Origin of the sequence: Embleya scabrispora DSM 41855 (assembly GCF_000372745.1) — a bacterium.
In the GTDB taxonomy this organism is placed as follows: domain Bacteria; phylum Actinomycetota; class Actinomycetes; order Streptomycetales; family Streptomycetaceae; genus Embleya; species Embleya scabrispora.
The window spans coordinates 23,315-42,977 of sequence record NZ_KB889685.1 but is presented as its reverse complement, the minus strand read 5'-3'; the positions used below and the strand labels follow the sequence as shown (position 1 = coordinate 42,977).

The following is a 19,663-nucleotide window of genomic DNA, read 5'->3' as shown; positions in this document are numbered from 1 at the left end:
AAAGGAGCACGTTCGCCACGGTCGTCATTCACCCGATCGAGGCAATGATCAGCGTCAATTGCACGTACTCACCACCGCCTTCGCCGCAGCGCGGATCGACAGTCGCAGCCTGTACGAGAGCGAAACGAACGTGCGAGGGATCTCGTCGGTCGACGCTCGGCCGGCGACGGCGCCCCGCCACGTCGGCAGGGCAGTCTGCGGGTGGGTGCGCGGACGGGCGGGAGGAGGGGCCGGTTACGGCCCTCGATGCCTACGACACAGGAGCGTTCGTATCGTAACCGCAGGCAGTCGGTCCATGGTGACGTTCAACGGAACGAGGGGATTACGGCGACCATATTTGGCACCAGTACCCCGATCCATCAAAAATGGCGCAAACTCCTTGTGGGTGCGAGATGTGCAACCCGTTCGGTATCGATCGCCCGCATCGACGATCCGGGCAGGCCGGCGGACCCGCCACGGTCCACTCGTCCCGATGGCATCCTCATCCGGGGAACGCGAAACCGCACCGGAACCGCCATGTCCGGTACCTGACATCGCTCTTATGGAGGCGTTCGTACGGTGGTGACGAGCCCCCGCGGCTGTTCGATGACGACATCGGCACAACGGGTCGGGTCCGCAGAGGGGTTGGCGACCGCAGACGTCGCGGATCACGACAAGGGGTTGCCATCACGCAAAGCCCGCACACGGGAGCCCGATGCGGGACATGATTCTGATAACCGGCGGATTGCCGTACGGTGAACGTCCCTCGGAGCGGTGGCGAACGGGCCGCGTCCACGATTCGAACCGTCGCCCGACCCACGGCCGTGCAGACCCAGGGGAGGTACGTACCGCACATGTCGACATCCGCGGAGGCGCTTCCGGAGCCGGCGCGACCGGGCAGCCCTCGAAAGCCCATTCCGGGCCCGGCCGGGGACGAACCCTCGCCCGCGCGAGCCCACCCGGCCCATCTCGAATTCGAACACCCGCGCCCCGGCGCAGTACTCGGCGCCGCGCGACACATCGGCACCGATGACCACGTATCGAGCGACCCACTGCTCGACCCGGTACCCGCACGTGCCGCCGACCACGCAGCCATCGAGAATCTGCTGCGTTGCCGCATCCGCGAAAGCGGCACGGCAGTCCCGGTGGACGGTCCTTTACGGCTACCGCTGCCCGCGACCGCCAGTACCGTCGTCGCGCCGATCCTGTATCGCTCGGAAACCGGCATGCACCGCTTCGGGCCGGTCCGACTGAGCAGCGGCGTCGCACTCGACGCAACCACGCTGGCCGTGCTGCTTGCGATCGAGGCGGCGCACGGGCGGGTCGGCTCGATCACCGCGATCGCCGACATGACCGATCGGGTGATCGACTCGACCCGGCGGATCGCACACCACCTCGCCGAGCGCCGCAAGGCGCCCGAGGACATTCCCGGCACGACGCCGTTCATGTGCACCGAGCAGTCGATTGTGCTCGGCCATCCGATGCATCCCTCGCCGGCGTCCCGCCAGGGCATGTACGGACCCTCATCGCCTCGCTACTCGCCGGAATTGCGTGGTTCGTTCCCGCTGCACTGGTTCGCCGTCGATCCCTCCGTCGCGGTCCACGACGGCGATCTGGGGCGTCCCGTACCGGTCGTGCTCGCCGGGCTCGCCGAAGGTGACGTAAGCCTGCCGCCGGGCATGGTCGCGCTGCCGGCGCACCCATGGCAAGCCCGCGACGTGTTGAGTAGGCCCGGCGTCGCCGCCCTCTTGGAACGTGGCCTGCTCCGCGACCTGGGCCCCGGTGGGCCCGCGTGGTCGGCGACCTCCTCGCTGCGCACCGTGTACCGCACCGGCGCGCCCGTCATGCTCAAAACCTCGCTCGGCGTCGAGATCACCAACTCCCGTCGGGAGAACCACCGCAGCGAACTGCGCCGAGGTCTCGCCGTGCACCGGATGCTCGACGCCGGCCTCAAGCGCGTCATGCACTCCGCCCATCCCGGCTTCGATGTGCTGCGCGATCTCGGTTGGATCGCCGTCGACATCCCCGGTGGTCGTGGCGAGTCGGGGCTCGAACTCGTGGTGCGGGACAACCCGTTCGGCCCGCGTGATCGCGTGCACTGCATCGCGGGGCTGGCTGCGCCGCGGCCCGACCTGCAGCGGGGGAGGTCGCTGCTCGCCGACGTGCTGTATGCGCTCGCCGCACGCACCGCGACGCCGCTGCGGGAGACCGCCGAATCGTGGTTCCGCCGCTACCTGGACGTCCTGGTCGCGCCGATCCTGTGGCTGCACGGGGAGTATGGCCTCGGGCTGGAGGCGCATCAACAGAACACCCTGGTCGTACTGGACACGGACGGCCGACCCATCGGCGGGCGCTACCGCGGCAATCAGGGCTACTACTTCTCGGCCGAACGTGGTGCACGGCTGGCCCGTTGGCTCCCCGGCGCGGGCCGGGACCTGGGCACCTGGTGCTCCGACCACGTGATCGACGAACGGCTCGGCTACTACCTCGCGATCAACAACGTACTCGGCCTTGTCGGCGCGATGGGCGCACAAGGGCTGGCCGACGAAGGGGCGTTGATCGCGATCTTCCGCGACCGGCTGATCCGCACGCGTGCGGACCACCCCGCCGGGCGCCCGCTCATGGACCGCCTCCTCGACGGTGCCACACTGCGGTGCAAGGCCAATCTGCTCACCCGTGTCGCGGGTCTCGACGAACTCGAAGTTCCGTTGGAGACCCAGTCCGTCTACGTCGACATCCCCAACCCGATTGCGGACGTGCGCGGCTGAGCGGTTCTCGTACCACCACAGAGGAGACGGCACGGTGCGCGCGAACGTCACGGTCCTGGCGCTGCACCGGTACGAAGGCGAACCTCTGGAGTACGAGGACGCGGTCTGGGTCGGCGACGGGGCCGGGCGGGGGTTTCTGCCGCCGGCCGGACCCGCGTGCAGGCGCGCCCGAGTGGACCGGCCGGGCGCGCTACGGGTGGCTCTCGCGGACGGCGCCGCGGAGAGTCTGCTCGCCCGGCGCTGGGCCGAACTCCTGGTGCGAGCCTGCGGCGCGGCGCCCACTCCGCTCCTGTGTGGGGGAACGGGCTTCGCCGACGTGCTGGCGCGCGCGGCGGACCGATGGCCCGAGCTGACCAGGCGCTATCTGGTCGAGCGGGATCGGCGCGGCATGCCCGTACAGCCCTACGAACTGCGCAAGTTGGAGCGTGGAGCACATGCTTCCGCGGTGCTCGCCGCGCACGTCGCGCCGCATCCGTGGCTGTCCGGACGGGGCCAATGGGCGGCCGCGGTGCTCGGCGACGCCTATCTCTTCCAGGTCCGCGGCGACCGGCTTTGGCGGGTGTTTCCCTCCTCCCGACGGCCCGATGTCGCGACCAGCAACGGCGCGGACCCCGCTGCGGTGGCACGGCGGGTGCGGTGCGCGCGCGGTACCTGGACCGACCGCGATCTGTTGTACGTCGCCAACGACACGGCCGGCGCGTGGTTCCTGCGCACCGCGCTGGCAGGTGGGCGGCCATGGGAGGAACTGCGCGAGCCCGCGGCGGGAAGTCCTCGCGAACTCGCCCGGTGGGCAGCCGCGCGACGGCGGGCGGGCATACTCGACAAGGGGGACCTCACGCTTGTGCGTATCGACCCGATGGTCGGCCCGGCGCGGACGCCTGGAGACCGTGGCGGGGGCCGGAGCCTCACACGAAGCGATCCGCGTATGTCCCCATCGCCGGCGGTCGGCCATTGAGCGGCCCGCAAGGATCTCGACTTGACGAGTGAAGTGATCGGTCGGGTCGCCTTCGCCTTTCGTGACCGCGGCCACGACCGGCCCGGACGGCCTGACTGCCGTGGCGCGCCATAGCGGTTTGCCGGATTGCGGAATGCCGCCGCAGAAGGAGCCGCAGCCACCTGCGACCGCATGCGGCGTGGGCTTCACGGGCCTGCGCCGAATGCGTCAAGCCGCGAGGTGCCACCGGGGTTGCCGAAAGGGTGGGACCGGCCGCCGCCGACGACCCCACCCCTTCAGGTCTTGTCGTGGGCGATCAGCAAGCGCCCTGGTCCTCCCACACGCCCCACTGGCCGGTCGTGCCCGGCGCCTCGCCACGCGTCCACCACTTGGCACGCCACGTGTGGTTGTTCCACACGACGGTGTCGCCGTTCGTGTACGTCATCGACTCGGTCCACGGCTTGGCCGCCGCGCACTTGGTGTGCAGCGGGACGTTCATCTCCTTGACCCACTGGTTGCGCCGGAAGTCTCGGGCCTTGATCGTCACCCGGTCGTTTGCGACCTCGACCTGGAGCCCGCTGTTCTCCAAGCCGCTCAGCGCGCTCTCGCCGCCCGAACCGTCGTCGGTCCACTGGGTCTGAACGGCACCGGTGTTGACGACGGTGAAGCCCTCGAGGTTGCCCGTCCCCGGCACGACCTTGCGCACGGCCCAGTCGGACAGGTTCAGATCCCAGTGCGTGTGCGATGTGAACAGCACGGCGTCCTTGTGGGCACCCAGGATCTTCATGATCCGGTCGGCTTGGAGGTAGTCCGACTTGTAGAGCTTGTTACGCGTGCCCGAGACCGTGTCCGGCAGGACGTGGTGCGAGAACACGAAGGTCGGCTTGCCCTGCGCCTCCCAGTAGTTCATCCGCTGCTCCAGCCAGGTCAGTTGCTCCTCGCTGAACCACACCTCGTCCCACTTGGTGGGGTCGCTGTACTTCATGTACTTCTCGGTGCCGAGGAACAGCATCGGGACGCCGTCGACGACGCGCTCGTAATAGACCTTGTCGAGCCCGGTGAAGTCGTAGAAGTTTTGGAAGAGCGACTGCTCGGTGGTGCCGTTGGGCCAGGTCTCCTGACACAGCTTGTCCGGATTGCAGTACTTGGGCACGTAGAACTCGTGGTTGCCGATCGTGAAGAACGTGTTCGCCGGGTGCGGACGCGTGTTCAGGACCTGCTTCACCTGGTCGTACTCGGACTTGTAGCCGCGCGGGGTGATGTCGCCGTTGACGACGAGCGCGCCGCTGTTCGGGTTGATCACCTTCATCTGGTCGAGTGCGCGGCCGAAGTCCGCTAGGTCGCCCTGCACGTCACTGACGACATTGAAGGACACCTTGGCAGGCGCTGCGGCGGGGCCCGCGCTCACCGGGGCGGAGACGTGGGGAGCGGCAGGACGGCTCTCGGCATAGGCGGCGCCTGCGCCTGCGGTGAGGGCGAGCGCGGCGCACACTGCCGCGAGGCGCCGGTGTTTGCGGAAGTTGGGCATGGCGGTCCTCGGGGACGGAGGGGGATGCGGGGACCCACCCATCACACCGGTTGGTCCCGACCGCTCGGCGGCCCGCAATGATCATGAAGGTGTCGAACGGCTGAAGATCGTCCACGAATCCGGCAAAGCGAGCCCCAAGTCGTCCACAAGAGCCGAGTTGTCCACAGATGACATCCACCCGCACCGCGCCGCAGGCCGTGCGGACCAGGATCCGGGAATGGAAGAGGCCGTACGAGTCTTGCGGGGGTTGGCATGGCAGCACGACGGGGTGGTAACGCGGGAACAGGCGCTGTCCGCCGGAGTGTCCGGGCGGGTGTGGCGCAGGCTCGTCAGCGATGGGAGGGTGCGCGAGCTCGCGCGCGGCGTGGGGCTCGTCGATGCCGATCGATGTGCGCTCTCCTCGCGCGGGCTGTTGCGCGCCGGGCTCGCGGCCTATGGCGAGCGAGCCGTGGGCGTATTGCACAGTGCGGCCCACGTGCACGGGATGCGTGGCGTGCCACGCGTGGATTCCGTGCACATCGCGACGCCCTATACCGCGTCGCGTCGTGGTGGGCCCGGCATGGTGGCGCATCGGCGACGGTTGCCAGCGGACGAGATCGTGATGGTGGACGGCTTTCCGGTAACGACGCCGGTGCGGACGCTCGCCGACCTGCTGCCCAGGCTCGCGCCCGAGGACGGATTGGCAATCCTCGATTCGGCGCTGCATCTGGGCTTGGTCGAGGCGGCGCAGCTGGAAGCGGTCGAGCGGGCGGCGGCGGGCCGGCCCGGGGCGGGGCAGGTGCGGCCGCTACTGGAGATCGCGGACGCGCGGGCCGAAAGCCCGTTGGAGTCGCGAGTGCGGCTCGACTGCGTTCGAGGCGGGGTCGCACCGGACGAGTTGCAGCACGAGGTCGCACTGCCCGGCGGCGGCCGGGCCCGCGTGGATCTCGCATGGCTGACCGGGTTGCGGCCGATCTTCGCCGAGGCGGACGGAGCGGACGTGCATTCGCGGCCCGACGCGCTGTTCCGCGACCAGTCCCGGGCCAACGACCTGGCCCTCGTCGGCGCGCTCGTCCTGCGCTTCACCTGGCACGACACGCTCCGCCGAGGGAGGGTCGCGGGACTCGTGCGGCGGGCGTTCCAGTCATGAGCCCCGCGACCGTGCCAGTGCACTCGAAAGCGGCCCGACTACCCGGTGACGCGGATGTTCTCCAGAGCCAACAGGCGCTGCTTGCGCGGCAACCCGCCTGCGTAACCGGTCAACGTGCCGTCGGCGCCGATCACCCGGTGGCACGGGATGATGATGCTGATCGGGTTGCGGCCGTTGGCGAGTCCGACCGCACGGGAGGCGGTCGGCTGCCCGAGGAACCTCGTGGCCAGCGCACCGTAGGACATCGTGTGTCCGTACGGGATGGTGGTCAGGGCAGACCAGACCTTGAGCTGGAAGGCCGTGCCGGCCGGCGCCAACGGCAGGTCGAACTCGCGCAGTTCGCCGGCGAAGTAAGCGCTCAACTGCGCCTTCGCCTGAGCGAACGCACCGGGCTCGCGTACCCAGTCCGCGCCCGGCGTGGACGCCATGTAGAGGGCGGTGAGCGACTGCCCGTCACCGATCATGAGCAATTCGCCCACAGGGGAGTCCATCGTCGCGTATCGGCGGGGGCCGTCGAGGGGGGCATTGAACGTGGTCGGGGGCACGTTCGGGTCGGGCATTTCGACGACCTCGAACAGGGCGTCCTGGTTCATGCGACTTCCTTCACCGAGACGGTGGATGCTGCGGACAGGCCCGCCCACAGGTGGTGCAACGCGTACGAGCGCCACGGGGACCACGATTGCGCGGCCGAGACCGGGAGCCCCCAGCGCGCGAGCGCGTGCTTGACGCCCAGATCCGTCGGTAGGAACACGTCCGGATCGCCGAGTGCCCGCAGTCGAATGTACGACGCCGTCCAGGGCCCGATACCCGTAAGGGCCAAAAGGCCTGCCTCCGCCGCCCGACGGTCCGCACCCGGGTCGAGGCGGACCGCTCCGGACGCGAGCGCCCCGGTGAGCGCGAAGATCGCCTTCTTGCGTGCTGTGGGCATCGGTAGATCCGCCGGATCCGCGTCGGCCAACGCGGCCGCGGTCGGGAACGCGTGGGTGAGCCCGCCCTGTGGCGCGGCCAGCGGCTTGCCGTACAGGCAGGTCAGCCGACCTGCGACGGTGCGGGCGCCCGCGACCGAGACCTGCTGGCCGAGCACGGCTCGGACGGCGAGTTCGTCGGGGTCCACATGGCCCGGTGAACGCAGGCCGGGTGTGGCGCGGACCAGTGCGCCCAATCCGCCGTCGCCGAGCTCGGCACTCCCGAGCGCCTCGTCCACGGCAAGCGGATCCGCGTCCAAGTCGAGCAAGCGCCGGCAGCGTTGCACGGCGGCGCCCAAGTCGCGCAAGTCGGCAAGGACGAGGCGGCACCACACCCATGAAGGGCCGGGCGAGAGCTCGACCACGCCGGTGCCGTGCGGGAGCGACAACACCCGGCGGTAGACGCCGTCCACGTACTCCTCCACACCCGGCACCGCCCGCAGCCCCAGGAAGTCCAGCGCGTGCCCGAGCGCGATCGGCTCCCGGTAGGGCAGCCTCAGCCGGATCTCACCCGGTTCGACGGCCCGGGCGCCGGCCCGTCCACGCACCTCCGTGGGGGTGCGGCCGAACACCTCGCGGACGGTGTCGTTGAACTGCCGCACGCTTGCGAATCCGGCTGCGAACGCGACCTGCGCGATCTGCAGATCGGAGGTCTCCAGCAGGACCCTGGCCGTCTGCGCCCGACGGGCGCGGGCGAGCGCCAGAGGGCCCGCGCCGACCTCGGCCATCAGTAGACGGTTCAACTGACGATCGCTGTACCCGAGCCGAGCCGCGAGGCCGCCGACGCCTTCGCGATCCACGACCCCGTCCGCGATCAGGCGCATGGCGCGCCCGACCACGTCGGCACGGACATCCCACTCCGGCGAGCCCGGCGAGGTGTCCGGACGGCAGCGCTTGCAAGCCCGGAACCCCGCCGCCTGCGCGGCCGCCGCAGACGGGTAGAACCGCGCGTTCTCCCGCTTCGGCTTGACCGCCGGGCAACTGGGCCGGCAGTAGATGTCGGTGCTCGTGACCGCCATGTAGAACCAGCCGTCGAACCGACTGTCCCGGCTGCTGCACGCTCGGTAGCACTGCTCGTCGTCCATCACGTCGACAAGTGTCACCCGATTCCCGTGGGAGTGGCCGGCGGGAATCGGACAGCACCGTGACGCCGACTCGGAGCTGTGAGCGGTGCCTACAACCCCCGAATCAGCCCGTTGCGGAAGAGGTCGACGAAGATGGCGTGGTCGGCTCGGGCACGAGCTCCGTACGCGTGCGCGAAGTCCACGAGTGAGGCCGTGAAGCCCTCCTCGTCCTGCTCGATCGCCTCCAGGATCGCGTCCTCGGTCGAGAACGGGACGAGAGTGTGACCGCTTTCCTCGTCCGCGACGGCGTGCATCGTAGCGGTGGCGCGGCCCAGGTATTCCACGACCTCCGCGATCGTGTCCACCTCGTTCAGGTCCGACCAGTCCAGGTCGTTCGCGTACGGCGACACCTCGGCGACAAGCTGCCCGACCCCGTCGATGTCGGTGTAGCCGAGCCACGGATCCGCGTGCGCCTGCAAGGCGCGCTGCGAGATGACGGTGCGATGGCCTTCGTGTTCGAAGTAGGACCGCACCTGGGGATCGGTGACGTGGTGGCTCACCGATGGTGTCTGGCCCTGCTTCATGTACAGGATCACGTCATTCTCCAGCGCCTCCGTGTTGCCCTCGATCAGCAGGTTGTACGAGGGCAGCCCGGCGCTGCCGATGCCGACCCCCCGCCGACCGACGACGTCCTTGATGTCGTAGGTGTCCGGCCGCTGCCGGGTCGCGGGAGGCAGCGTGTCGAGGTAGCGCCGAAAGGCCTCCAGCACCGTCGCCTTGATGTCGTCCGACAACTCGAACGCGCCACCGGACAGGGCGAAGCGCCGTTCGTGGTCGACCACGACCGTCTGCGAGCGGAGCAATCCGATGCGGGTCTGCAACCGGGCCTGCCGCAGCACCTCGAGCAGCGGGCCCCCGGTCGTCGCCAAAGTCAGCGCGGCATCCTGCGGCGTGGTCTTGTCGGTCAGCAACCGGAGTTGGTCCAGGTAGGCCGCACCGTAGCCGGTGACGAGGGCTGCGATCGTGTCGTCGCTGAGGGCCTTGCCGTGCCCGATCAGCGCGAGGCTCGCCGCGAAGCGCTTGACGTCCCACGTCCAGGGACCGACGTACGCCTCGTCGAAGTCGTTGACGTTGAACACGAGCTTGCCGTCCGCGTTCATATATGTGCCGAAGTTCTCCGCGTGCAGGTCCCCATGGATCCACACCCGCGAGGTGCGTGCGTCCAGGAAGGGGTCCTCGCGACCGTCGAGGTCGGCGTAGAACAGGCAGGCCGTGCCTCGGTAGAACGCGAACGCCGAGGACGCCATCTTGCGGAACTTCACCCGGAACGCGGCAGGGTCGCCGTCGATCAGTGCGCCGAAGGCCCGTTCGAAGACCTCCAGGATGTGCCGGGCACGATCCTCGGGGTCTGCCGGACCGTACTGCGCGTAGCCGCCCTCGAACCCCACGCCGCCCAGACCGATCCCTATGCCCTCGGCCATTGCGACCGCCTCCCTCGAAGTCTCCCCGGGGTCGGCAGGACCCCGCCTCAGGATCCCAGACGAGGAAGCAGGGACGTCATCGAACCCCCGGAGCGTGAGGGGGGAGTCAGAGGCGCCCGGGGGCTCGACACCCGGCGCCTGCCCGGTCGACGGCCAGTCATGCCCGGCAGGCACCAAAGATGCTCAGGACTCCGGACCGCTTTCGGGAATCGACCTGGAGGGAACTTCCGTTCGAGGGATCGACCCGGTCCCGTTCTCCGGCCCCGCTCCTCTGGGGGTTGCCGTTGACGGCACGGCCGTTGATGTCGGGAGGTCGTACTTTTGCGGGCGAAACGAGGACTGGTAGTTGACGGTGGGTGGGGTTTTCGCCGCCGTTTCGTTGGCGTTCACGGTTACCCACACCTGCCAGACCGGGGCGATCGCCATCGAGCGCAGCCGCTCCATCGGCAGGAGCGGTGTATCGCGGCCGATATCCCCCTTCTCCTCGCGGGAGGCGATCTCATCGATCGTGACTACGACACCGTCGCGACGCACCACTCGAACGGACCAATCCTTGGGCCCTCGTCCCGAAGGACCGGCCTTGCCGTCGGCACGGTTCTCCGGCGTGTCCGGCGCCGCGGGGTAGACCCAGTCCTGCCGCTCCACCACCCGACTGCCGTCCGGAGTCCTGTAGTCCGAGCACGCGGCGTTGGTGCTGCCCTCCTGGTGAGGACACCCTGCCTCGTCAGCCCTCTCGGCGGTCTGCTGCACCGACACCGAGATCAGAGTGGGCCCGGCGGAGTCCTCCAAGACCAACGACACGGTGGCACCGGCGCTGTACACGCCTGTGGCCGTCATATCGCTGTGGTCCACCCCGGTGATCTGGGTGGGTACCAGACCCCCCGGTAGCAGCGGCAGAAGCGAATGCAACAGCAGCGGCGGCAGCACGGGCGCCATCCCGGACGGGACGGGCAATGTCGGCCGAGTCTTGGGCGCGAGCGGGGTGGTGGGCGGCGTGGACACCACCGCCGTCGGGCCGGCCGGCCCCGCCACCTCTCCGGGGCCGCCGTCGGTTCGGTCCGAGGCGACGAACAGGGTCGTGCCCGCCACGGCCAGCACCGCCGCGGTCGACACGCCCACCTGGACGCGCCGTACCAGCTTCATCCGTCTGCCTCTGGCGATACCGCCCGAGACCAATCCCGCCGGGGGGATCAGCCCCGACGCCGACGTCCGCATCACGGCCGCCAGTTCCATTTCGTCAGACCCCATGGACCTACTGTCTCCTCGCCATCCGTGCCATCCGTGTGAACGCAGGTCGTACTGCTCACCAGCCGTACGGCCGTGCCGGCGGTGTACTCAGTGACCCCTCAGGCGGCGGAGAGCCAGCCGGACTCGCTTCCGAGCACGCCCCGCAACTTCTCCAGCGCCCGCATCGACCTGCTCCGCACAGCACCCTCGGACACGCCCATCTGTCGCGCCGTCTGCTCCACGCTCAGGTCCTCCCAGTACCGCAGGACCAACACCGCCCGATCCTTGGGCGGCAGTTCGGCCAGACTCTTCAGGAGCGTCAACCGCAACGCCTGGTCCTCCTCGGGACCGGAGCCCTCCGGCAGGTCGGCATAGGGCTGCTCGGTGCTGCTCAGCCTTCGTCGGTGGGACAGGTAGGTGCGTGTCAGCACAGTGCGCGCGTACGCCTCCGGGCTGTCGGCCCGACTGACCCGCTTCCAGGCCCGGTACAACTTGCCCAGCGTCGTTTGCACGAGGTCCTCGGCGAGATGCCAATCGCCACACAGGAGCCACGCCGTCCGGAACAGCCGACCGCTGCACGCGTTGGCGAACTCCAGGAAATCGGCCGGCTCAGCGTCGAAGCCCGCCATAAACCCTCCTCGTCCCTACGCGCCCTCGCGCGTACCCACCCCATAGACGCGGCGGACCCCCCGACACGTCACAACTTCCGGCCGAGAATACGTATGCGCAGTTCATGGGCCATTCGAGGGGTTGACCCAGGGATCCGCGCGTCGGCCCGTAGCCTGGGCCGGGGTCGATCACCATCGATTCCGCAGCCCCGCCACCCGGAACCCGGCACGGGGATACGAACAAGCCAGGGGAGTCGACGTGACGTCGGTGGACAGCGATGTGGACCGTTTCAGCGCGAAGACTCGCGACTGGGTGGACGAGGCCATCCGCAAGGTGAGCGCCGACGCCAACCGTTCTGCCGACACTCACCTGCTTGCCTACCCGCTGCCCGCGGAGTGGGGGATCGACCTCTACCTCAAGGACGAGTCGACGCATCCGACCGGTTCGCTCAAACACCGCCTGGCGCGCTCGCTCTTCCTGTACGCCCTGTGCAACGGGTGGATCGAGGAGGGCACCACCGTGATCGAGGCGTCCTCGGGTTCGACGGCCGTCTCGGAGGCGTACTTCGCCAACCAGATCGGCCTGCCCTTCGTCGCGGTCATGCCCGCCACCACCAGCCCCGAGAAGATCGAGCTGATCGAGTTCCACGGCGGTCGATGTCACCTGGTTCAGGACGCCGCGACGGTGTACGAGGTCTCGCGTGCGCTCGCGACGGAGACCGGCGGGCACTTCATGGACCAGTTCACCTACGCCGAGCGCGCCACCGACTGGCGGGGCAACAACAACATCGCCGAGTCGGTGTTCGAGCAGATGTCGCAGGAGCGGCACCCCATTCCCGAGTGGATCGTCGTCGGCGCCGGGACGGGCGGCACGAGCGCGACCATGGGCCGCTACGTCCGCTACCGCCGACACCACTCCAAGATCTGCGTCGTGGACCCCGAGAACTCCGCCTTCTTCGACGGATGGCGCACCCACGACCCGGCGTATACCGAGGCGTGTTCGTCGCGGATCGAGGGCATCGGCCGGCCTCGGGTCGAGGCAAGTTTCATGCCGAACATCGTCGACCGGATGATCAAGGTCCCCGATGCCGCGTCGGTGGCCGCGATGCGTGACCTGCACCGGCGCACCGGACACAAGGCCGGCGGCTCGACCGGCACCAATCTGTGGGGCGCCCTGCGTCTGGTGGCCGAGATGCGCGCCGCGGGTCGGACCGGTTCGGTGGTGACACTGCTGTGCGACGGCGGGGGGCGCTACGCGCACTCGTATTACTCCGACGAGTGGCTCGCGCGGCAGAACATGGATCTCGCCGCGTACGAAGACACGTTGCGACACTTCCACGCGACGAGCGAATGGCGCTGATCCAGCAGCCTTAGGCTGGGTGCCGCAGGTCAACGAGGAGGAGCACAGGATGAGCGGGGCGGAAAACGTCGTCTTCGACAAGCGTGAGCAGTTGGAGAAGATCCAGAGCGGGCTGCTGCCGGGCGAGCAGATCATCGCCGTCTACGACGCCAAGGGCGTCGGCACCGGGTTCATCGGGCTGACCGACCGCCGCGCGATCATCCAGGACAACAGTTTCGTCGGCAAGAAGATCGCGATCACCTCCTTGCCCTATTCGAAGATCAGCAGCGTGAGCATGGTCTCCAACAAGAGCTTCACCGGCTCGTACCTGAGTTCCAGCGAAATAGCGATCCACGTCGGCACGCAGACCTACAGCGTGGAGTTCCGCAGCGACGACAAGGGCCGCCACGTCCACGACGTGATCCTGCACTACATCATGCGCTGAGCGAGCGAGACGAAGGCTTCGGAAGAGTCGGGTAACGCGGGTGTTTCAGGCATCGATTGCGTACTCGCGCCCGGCTCTCCTCGCCCTCCGCCCTCACCGAGTGGCCGGGGCCTGTCCGCGCAGCGGCAGTCCCGCCGCGCGGTAGATCGCGTCCATGACGTGCAGCGTCGGCACCGCGTCGAGCGCGGGCGTCAGCGTCGCCTCGCCGAGCCGGATCGCGTCCGCGAAGGCCTGCAACTGCAGGCGGTACGTCGGCGTCCGCGCCGCCTCGCCCAGGTGTTCGCGCCGCCTGAGCCTGCCCGTGTGCACGGTGAACCGGTGTGGCAGGTGCGGCATCAGGTAGTTCAGCACGCGCATCTCGCCCCGGGTGCCCACGACGTGCGCGTGCATGTCCAGCACGCGTCGGGACAACATCGACGCGTGCACGGTGCCCGTCGCACCGCCCGGCAGCCGCAGGCGGGCCGACATCGCACGATCCACCCGCCGGTCCTTGCGGATCGTCAGGGCATGCGCGTCCAGTACCTCGATCGGGTCGGTCGCGTCGTCGCCTGCGAGCAGTCGCATCAGGTGTACGGCGTAGCAGCCACCGTCCATCAGCGCCCCGCCCGCGAGGTCGTAGCGGTAGCGGATGTCGCCGAGCAGCGGCAACGGGAAGCACATCGACGTGGTGATGCGGCGGATCTCGCCCAACTCGCCGTCGTCCAAAATCTCGCGCATGCGGCTCGCGAGCGGGTGATACCGGTAGTGGAACGCCTCCATCGCGATCAGACCCGCGCGTGCTGCGGCGTCCGCGATCTCCTGCGCCTCGGCCTCGTTGGCCGCCATCGGCTTCTCGCACAACACGTGCTTGCCGGCTTCCAGCGCTCGGATCGTCCAGTGCGCGTGCAGCCCGTTGGGCAGCGGGATGTACACCGCGTCCAACTCCGGATCCTCGATCAGAGCGGCGTAGTCCGCGTGCACGCGCGGGATGCCCTGGCGCCGAGCGAAGGCGTCCGCACGGGCCGCGTCGCGGGCGGCGATCGCGGCGACCTGTACCTCCGGAATCAGCCGTGCGGGCTTGACCAGCGCGGCCGGCGCGATGCGAGCCGCGCCCAATACGCCGATCCGGATCCGCTTCATGGCGTCATCCCCCTCGTCGCCGGCCCACCCGACGCGCTCGTATTCCGAGCGCCTGCTCTGGGCCACGTGCCGGACCCACTCGGTGGGTCGTGCCCGACTCGCTGTCCCGCATGTTAGGGGCGCACGCCCGCGTGTGGGGGAGATCGCTCGGAGGAATCCCCGACCGACGGGTCGGCCCGTGTGTGGCGGGTACCCGCACGGACGAGTCGGGGCCTAGACTAGACTTGTCTTGACATCAAGATATCTGCGGGGCGCAGACCCCGGCATCCCTGGTTAGGGTCACCTTGCTTGGCGTACGTCGAGTGGGTGTCGGCAGGATGCGGGAGAAACGCACAAGATCAAGGGAGACCGTCGTGTCCGCGAACAGCTTCGACGCTCGCTCCACCCTGAACGTGGGTGACGAGTCGTACGAAATCTTCCGGCTGGACAAGGTGGAGGGCAGCAAGCGCCTCCCCTACAGCCTGAAGGTCCTGCTGGAGAACCTGCTCCGCACGGAGGACGGCGCGAACATCACCGCCGATCACATCCGTGCCCTGGGCGGCTGGGACGCGAAGGCCGAGCCGAGCGAAGAGATCCAGTTCACGCCGGCGCGCGTGATCATGCAGGACTTCACCGGCGTGCCGTGTGTCGTGGACCTCGCCACGATGCGCGAGGCCGTGAAGGCCCTCGGTGGCGACGCCTCCCGGATCAACCCGCTCGCGCCCGCCGAGATGGTCATCGACCACTCGGTCATCGCCGACGTGTTCAACCGTCCGGACGCGTTCGAGATCAACACCGACATCGAATACGGCCGCAACAAGGAGCGCTACCAGTTCCTGCGCTGGGGCCAGACCGCGTTCGACGAGTTCAAGGTCGTACCGCCCGGCACCGGCATCGTGCACCAGGTCAACATCGAGCACCTGGCCCGCACCATCATGGTTCGCAACGGGCAGGCGTACCCCGACACCTGTGTCGGCACCGACTCGCACACCACGATGGTCAACGGCCTGGGCGTGCTCGGCTGGGGCGTCGGCGGCATCGAGGCCGAGGCCGCGATGCTCGGCCAGCCGGTCAGCATGCTGATCCCGCGCGTGGTCGGCTTCAAGCTCTCCGGCAAGGCACAGCCGGGCGTCACGGCCACCGACGTCGTGCTGACCATCACCGACATGCTGCGCAAGCACGGTGTGGTGGGCAAGTTCGTCGAGTTCTACGGCGAGGGCGTCGGCTCGGTGCCGTTGGCCAACCGCGCCACCATCGGCAACATGTCGCCGGAGTTCGGTTCCACCTGCGCGATCTTCCCGATCGACGCCGAGACGATCATCTACCTGCGACTGACCGGCCGGGAGGAGAAGCAGCTCGCGCTGGTCGAGGCGTACGCGAAGGCCCAGGGCCTGTGGCACGACCCGAGCCACGAGCCGGAGTACTCGGAGTACATCGAACTCGACGTCTCCACCGTGGTGCCCTCGATCTCCGGTCCCAAGCGCCCGCAGGACCGGGTGGTGCTGGCCGAGGCCAAGGTCCGCTTCCGCGACGCGCTGGCGGACTACGTCACCAACGGCGACGAGTCCGGCAAGGAGTCCTTCCCGGCCTCGGACGCGCCGACCGGCTTGAACGGTCGCGTGCACAACCCGACCAAGGTGATCGGCGACGACGGCGTCGAGTACGAGATCGACCACGGCGCGGTCGTGATCGCCTCGATCACCTCGTGCACCAACACCTCGAATCCCTCGGTCATGCTCGGCGCCGCGCTGCTCGCCAAGAAGGCCGTCGAGAAGGGCCTCACCCGCAAGCCGTGGGTCAAGACCACGCTCGCGCCCGGGTCCAAGGTCGTCATGGACTACTACGAGAAGGCGGGCCTGATCCCGTACCTGGAGAAGGTCGGCTTCTCGCTGGTCGGCTACGGGTGCGTGACCTGCATCGGCAACTCCGGCCCGCTGCCGGAGGAGGTCTCCAAGGCGGTCAACGACGCCGACCTCGCGGTCGTCTCGGTGCTCTCGGGCAACCGCAACTTCGAGGGTCGGATCAACCCCGACGTCAAGATGAACTACCTGGCCTCGCCGCCGCTGGTGATCGCGTACGCGCTCGCGGGGTCGATGGACATCGACATCACCACCGCGCCGCTGGGTCTGGACTCCGAGGGCAAGCCGGTCTACCTCGCGGACATCTGGCCGAGCGACGAGGAGATCGCCGAGGTGGTGGCCTCCTCGATCGACCAGGACATGTTCATCGACCGCTACGCCGACGTCTTCGCGGGCGACTCGCGCTGGCAGTCGCTGGAGATCCCGACGGGCGCGACGTTCGAGTGGGACCCGCAGTCGACCTACGTGCGCAAGCCTCCGTACTTCGAGGGCATGCAGATGCAGCCGGCGCAGGTCGTGGACATCGCGGGTGCGCGCGTGTTGGCCAAGCTCGGCGACTCGGTCACCACCGACCACATCTCGCCGGCGGGTTCGATCAAGGGCGACAGCCCGGCGGGCAAGTACCTGGCCGAGAACGGAGTCGAGCGCAAGGACTTCAACTCGTACGGCTCGCGCCGAGGCAACCACGAGGTGATGATCCGCGGCACGTTCGCGAACATTCGCCTGCGCAACCAGATCGCGCCGGGCACCGAGGGCGGCTTCACGCGTGACTTCACGCAGGCCGGCGCCCCGGTGTCGACGATCTACGACGCGTCGGTGAACTACCAGGCCGCCGGCATCCCGCTGGTGGTGCTGGCGGGCAAGGAGTACGGCTCGGGCTCGTCTCGCGACTGGGCCGCCAAGGGCACCTCGCTGCTGGGGGTGCGCGCGGTGATCGCCGAGTCGTACGAGCGCATCCACCGCTCGAACCTGATCGGCATGGGCGTCATCCCGCTGCAGTTCCCGGCCGGCCACAGCGCTGCCACCCTCGGCCTCACCGGCGAGGAGACCTTCGTGTTCGAGGGCATCACCGCGCTCAACGAGGGCCGCACCCCCAAGACCGTCAAGGTCACCACGGACACCGGCGTCGAGTTCGACGCGGTCGTGCGTATCGACACCCCCGGCGAGGCGGACTACTACCGCAACGGCGGCATCATGCAGTACGTGCTGCGTTCGCTGGTGAACAAGGGCTGACCGTCGCACGCATCGACGCACCGGGTCGGGTTCCTTCGGGGCCCGGCCCGGTGTTCTGTTGCGTGCGCGGTCAAGTTCTCGACACGGGTTGGGGACAGGCCGGCTGGAGGTTCTTCCGGCCGGGCGCTCGCACGCCGCTCGGAGAGTTGAACGGCCGACGCGTGCCTCTGCGGGTGTCTGCGCCTGCACCTGCGTCCGCGGGCGATGTGCCCGCATTCGCACCTGCGGGCGGCGTCCTCGTGCATGCGCGGGCGATTGGCGCGGCCGGTTGGCTTCCCAACCGGCCGCAGGGTCAGTTTTGCGCTCGGCCCATGTGGGCGACAGGGTTAGCGCGCTGGTTCACTCAAAAGGGGGAACGCGCGGATGGCGCCGACCACCTCGCCGGCGCCGTACACGGGTGCGTGGGCGAACGGGGCGAGGCTCTGCTCGTCCACGCCCATGCGCCGCAGCAGCGCCGCCATGGCGACGATGTGGGCCCGCGTCGCCCCGTCCGCGATCTTGACCGCGGCGCCACGCCCGTCCGGCAGGCCCACCGCGTACACCGCCTCCGCGCCATCCTTGGCGAGCAGGCCCGGGACGGCCCGCATCAGCCTCGTCACGTCGCGACCGGTGCCCGCGACCCACTCCGGGTGGGCGCGCATCGCGTCCGCGATCCGCCGCTCGCCGGTGCCCTCGGCGGCCCCCGCGAAGCGGCCGAAGGACCGGGCCAGGCCCGCGAGCGAGATGGCGAACAGCGGCGCCCCGCACCCGTCCACGCCGACGGCCGCGACCGGTTCGCCGGCGATGTCCTCGACCGCCTGGCGGACGGCCCGCTGCAACGGGTGCTCCGGCGCCAGGTAGTCCTCGGTCGACCAGCCGTTGTGCACGCAGGTGAGCAGCATCGCGGCGTGCTTGCCCGAGCAGTTCATCGCGATCCGCTCGGGGCCCTTGCCGGTCGCCAGCCACGCGTCGCGCTGCGCCGTGCCCAGGGGCAGGTCCGGTACGCAGCGCAGCGCGCTCTCCGGCAACCCGGCGCGGGCCAGGATTCGTCGGGCCCCCTCCAGGTGGAACGTCTCGCCGGAGTGGCTGGCGCAGGCGAGTGCGAGCAACTCGCCCTCCAGGTCCAGCCCGTTGCGCACCATCGCCAGTCCCTGGAACGGCTTGTTGGCCGAGCGCGGGAACATCGGCGCGTCCACCGCCCCGTGTCCTTCGACCACCGAGCCGTCGGTGCCGGTGAGTACGGCCGTGCCGTGGTGGATCGACTCCAGGAAGCCGTTTCGCCACACGCCGACCAGCGGTATGTGGGCGAATGCGGCCTCGTCGCCGGCGCTGTCGACCTGGATCACGGGTCCTCCTGGAGTCATACGCGAGTCGAACAAAGTGAGCGAAGGGTGGAGCGGAGGTACGGCGGGCGCGGGTGCGACGACGCCGGGGTCGAACGCGAGTGCGGGATATCCCCCTCCATGATCCACGTGTGCATTCCCGGTCGGCCACCGCGCATAATCGAACATATGTACGGCAATGGCGATCGCGACACCCCGGCTTGGGAGCAGCCGGGTCGCTTCACGCGTGCCACGGCCGGGAACGGGGCCGAACCCAAGCCCCGAGGCAGGGACGGAATCGCCCCGACCGGATGGCCGAGAGGCGTTCGGCCGCCCGGCGTCGCGGGCTGGGAGGACACGGCCGTTGCCTGGTTGTTCGACCTGTGCCCACCGGGCTATCGAAGCCACGACGTACTGCGCAAACACCCGTTGATCCTGGCCCGGATGGCCCGCCAGCACGTCGCCGCCGCGCTCGCTGCCGCCCGACACGGCTACGGCACCGCGCGCGTCGAGCTTGCCGAGCGGGTGCCCGTGCAGGCGGTGGAGGCGGCGCTGCGCATGTACGAGTACGAGGGCTCGCGCGCCGCGGCCACCGAGCGTGCGGTTCGGCTGGTCGAGGAGGCCCTCGGGGGCGAACGCTGGGAGCCCCGACTGTGACGTGCGCTACGTCGCGGGCAGCGGTCGCAACCGCGCGATCGGCCACGG

Annotated in this window: 15 protein-coding genes; 7 read left to right on the top strand and 8 right to left on the bottom strand. The window is 69.2% G+C overall.

All coding sequences use genetic code 11. The features are described from left to right. Positions 1-833: 833 nt before the first annotated feature. Both A3IC_RS0131675 and A3IC_RS57585 read left to right on the top strand, forming a co-directional pair. Entirely contained in the window at positions 834-2,747 is a 1,914-nt protein-coding gene (locus tag A3IC_RS0131675) for an IucA/IucC family protein (protein ID WP_106669067.1), read from the top strand. 34 nt (positions 2,748-2,781) lie between these two features. Beyond that, the gene (locus A3IC_RS57585) at positions 2,782-3,702 is read left to right on the top strand and encodes a hypothetical protein (protein ID WP_020554100.1); all 921 of its coding nucleotides are present in this window, start codon (positions 2,782-2,784) and stop codon (positions 3,700-3,702) included. A gap of 295 nt (positions 3,703-3,997) precedes the next feature. On the opposite strand, the gene A3IC_RS57580 is transcribed toward A3IC_RS57585, so the two are convergent. Beyond that, positions 3,998-5,209 (bottom strand): DUF4073 domain-containing protein, encoded by a 1,212-nt coding sequence (locus A3IC_RS57580; protein WP_158696167.1) that lies wholly within the window; start codon positions 5,207-5,209, stop codon positions 3,998-4,000. A 268-nt stretch (positions 5,210-5,477) separates the two neighbouring features. Here A3IC_RS57580 and A3IC_RS57575 point away from each other — a divergent pair, with 268 nt between their 5' ends. Next, positions 5,478-6,338 (top strand): PDDEXK family nuclease, encoded by an 861-nt coding sequence (locus A3IC_RS57575; RefSeq protein ID WP_158696166.1) that lies wholly within the window; start codon positions 5,478-5,480, stop codon positions 6,336-6,338. A gap of 38 nt (positions 6,339-6,376) precedes the next feature. Here A3IC_RS57575 and A3IC_RS0131655 read toward each other — a convergent pair whose 3' ends face one another. The 5 genes from A3IC_RS0131655 to A3IC_RS0131635 all read right to left on the bottom strand — a co-directional run bounded on the left by A3IC_RS0131655 (position 6,377) and on the right by A3IC_RS0131635 (position 11,704). Beyond that, positions 6,377-6,931 (bottom strand): methylated-DNA--[protein]-cysteine S-methyltransferase, encoded by a 555-nt coding sequence (locus tag A3IC_RS0131655; RefSeq protein WP_020554097.1) that lies wholly within the window; start codon positions 6,929-6,931, stop codon positions 6,377-6,379. Further along, the gene (locus A3IC_RS0131650) at positions 6,928-8,388 is read right to left on the bottom strand and encodes an AlkA N-terminal domain-containing protein (RefSeq protein ID WP_040877465.1); all 1,461 of its coding nucleotides are present in this window, start codon (positions 8,386-8,388) and stop codon (positions 6,928-6,930) included. The genes A3IC_RS0131655 and A3IC_RS0131650 overlap by 4 nt, the downstream gene beginning before the upstream one ends. An 89-nt stretch (positions 8,389-8,477) precedes the next feature. Next, complete coding sequence (locus tag A3IC_RS0131645) at positions 8,478-9,848, bottom strand: DUF2252 domain-containing protein (RefSeq protein ID WP_020554095.1); 1,371 nt, start codon at positions 9,846-9,848, stop codon at positions 8,478-8,480. A 183-nt stretch (positions 9,849-10,031) separates the two neighbouring features. Next, complete coding sequence (locus A3IC_RS0131640; protein ID WP_158696165.1) at positions 10,032-11,096, bottom strand: hypothetical protein; 1,065 nt, start codon at positions 11,094-11,096, stop codon at positions 10,032-10,034. A 98-nt stretch (positions 11,097-11,194) separates the two neighbouring features. After that, a complete protein-coding gene (locus tag A3IC_RS0131635) occupies positions 11,195-11,704 on the bottom strand; it encodes a SigE family RNA polymerase sigma factor (RefSeq protein WP_020554093.1) in 510 nt (169 codons plus the stop codon). A 238-nt stretch (positions 11,705-11,942) separates the two neighbouring features. Here A3IC_RS0131635 and cds1 point away from each other — a divergent pair, with 238 nt between their 5' ends. Together cds1 and A3IC_RS0131625 are read left to right on the top strand one after the other, a co-directional pair. Next, complete coding sequence (gene cds1, locus A3IC_RS0131630; RefSeq protein ID WP_020554092.1) at positions 11,943-13,043, top strand: L-cysteine desulfhydrase Cds1; 1,101 nt, start codon at positions 11,943-11,945, stop codon at positions 13,041-13,043. Positions 13,044-13,092: 49 nt separating this feature from the next. Then, a complete protein-coding gene (locus A3IC_RS0131625) occupies positions 13,093-13,467 on the top strand; it encodes a PH domain-containing protein (protein ID WP_026218979.1) in 375 nt (124 codons plus the stop codon). A 93-nt stretch (positions 13,468-13,560) separates the two neighbouring features. Here A3IC_RS0131625 and A3IC_RS0131620 read toward each other — a convergent pair whose 3' ends face one another. Then, positions 13,561-14,586 (bottom strand): Gfo/Idh/MocA family protein, encoded by a 1,026-nt coding sequence (locus A3IC_RS0131620; protein WP_026218978.1) that lies wholly within the window; start codon positions 14,584-14,586, stop codon positions 13,561-13,563. A 353-nt stretch (positions 14,587-14,939) separates the two neighbouring features. Here A3IC_RS0131620 and acnA point away from each other — a divergent pair, with 353 nt between their 5' ends. Further along, positions 14,940-17,657 carry an aconitate hydratase AcnA gene (acnA, locus tag A3IC_RS0131615; RefSeq protein WP_020554089.1) on the top strand — a complete coding sequence of 906 codons (2,718 nt, stop codon included), beginning with the start codon at positions 14,940-14,942 and terminating at the stop codon, positions 17,655-17,657. Positions 17,658-17,983: 326 nt separating this feature from the next. Here acnA and A3IC_RS0131610 read toward each other — a convergent pair whose 3' ends face one another. Then, a complete protein-coding gene (locus tag A3IC_RS0131610; protein ID WP_020554088.1) occupies positions 17,984-18,982 on the bottom strand; it encodes an asparaginase in 999 nt (332 codons plus the stop codon). Positions 18,983-19,147: 165 nt separating this feature from the next. Between A3IC_RS0131610 and A3IC_RS0131605 the strand changes: the two genes are divergently transcribed. After that, positions 19,148-19,615, top strand: coding sequence for a hypothetical protein (locus A3IC_RS0131605; RefSeq protein WP_020554087.1), 468 nt, complete (start codon positions 19,148-19,150; stop codon positions 19,613-19,615). The last annotated feature ends 48 nt before the right edge of the window (positions 19,616-19,663 follow it).

Excerpts from the sequence above, each read along its gene's own strand:
- A3IC_RS0131650 (WP_040877465.1), bottom strand. The coding sequence starts at position 8,388 with ATGGACGACGAGCAGTGCTACCGAGCGTGCAGCAGCCGGGACAGTCGG.
- A3IC_RS0131655 (WP_020554097.1), bottom strand. The coding sequence starts at position 6,931 with ATGAACCAGGACGCCCTGTTCGAGGTCGTCGAAATGCCCGACCCGAAC.
- A3IC_RS0131635 (WP_020554093.1), bottom strand. The coding sequence starts at position 11,704 with ATGGCGGGCTTCGACGCTGAGCCGGCCGATTTCCTGGAGTTCGCCAAC.
- A3IC_RS57580 (WP_158696167.1), bottom strand. The coding sequence starts at position 5,209 with ATGCCCAACTTCCGCAAACACCGGCGCCTCGCGGCAGTGTGCGCCGCG.
- A3IC_RS0131640 (WP_158696165.1), bottom strand. The coding sequence starts at position 11,096 with ATGGGGTCTGACGAAATGGAACTGGCGGCCGTGATGCGGACGTCGGCG.
- A3IC_RS0131645 (WP_020554095.1), bottom strand. The coding sequence starts at position 9,848 with ATGGCCGAGGGCATAGGGATCGGTCTGGGCGGCGTGGGGTTCGAGGGC.
- A3IC_RS0131625 (WP_026218979.1), top strand. The coding sequence starts at position 13,093 with ATGAGCGGGGCGGAAAACGTCGTCTTCGACAAGCGTGAGCAGTTGGAG.
- A3IC_RS0131675 (WP_106669067.1), top strand. The coding sequence starts at position 834 with ATGTCGACATCCGCGGAGGCGCTTCCGGAGCCGGCGCGACCGGGCAGC.
- A3IC_RS0131620 (WP_026218978.1), bottom strand. The coding sequence starts at position 14,586 with ATGAAGCGGATCCGGATCGGCGTATTGGGCGCGGCTCGCATCGCGCCG.
- A3IC_RS0131605 (WP_020554087.1), top strand. The coding sequence starts at position 19,148 with ATGTACGGCAATGGCGATCGCGACACCCCGGCTTGGGAGCAGCCGGGT.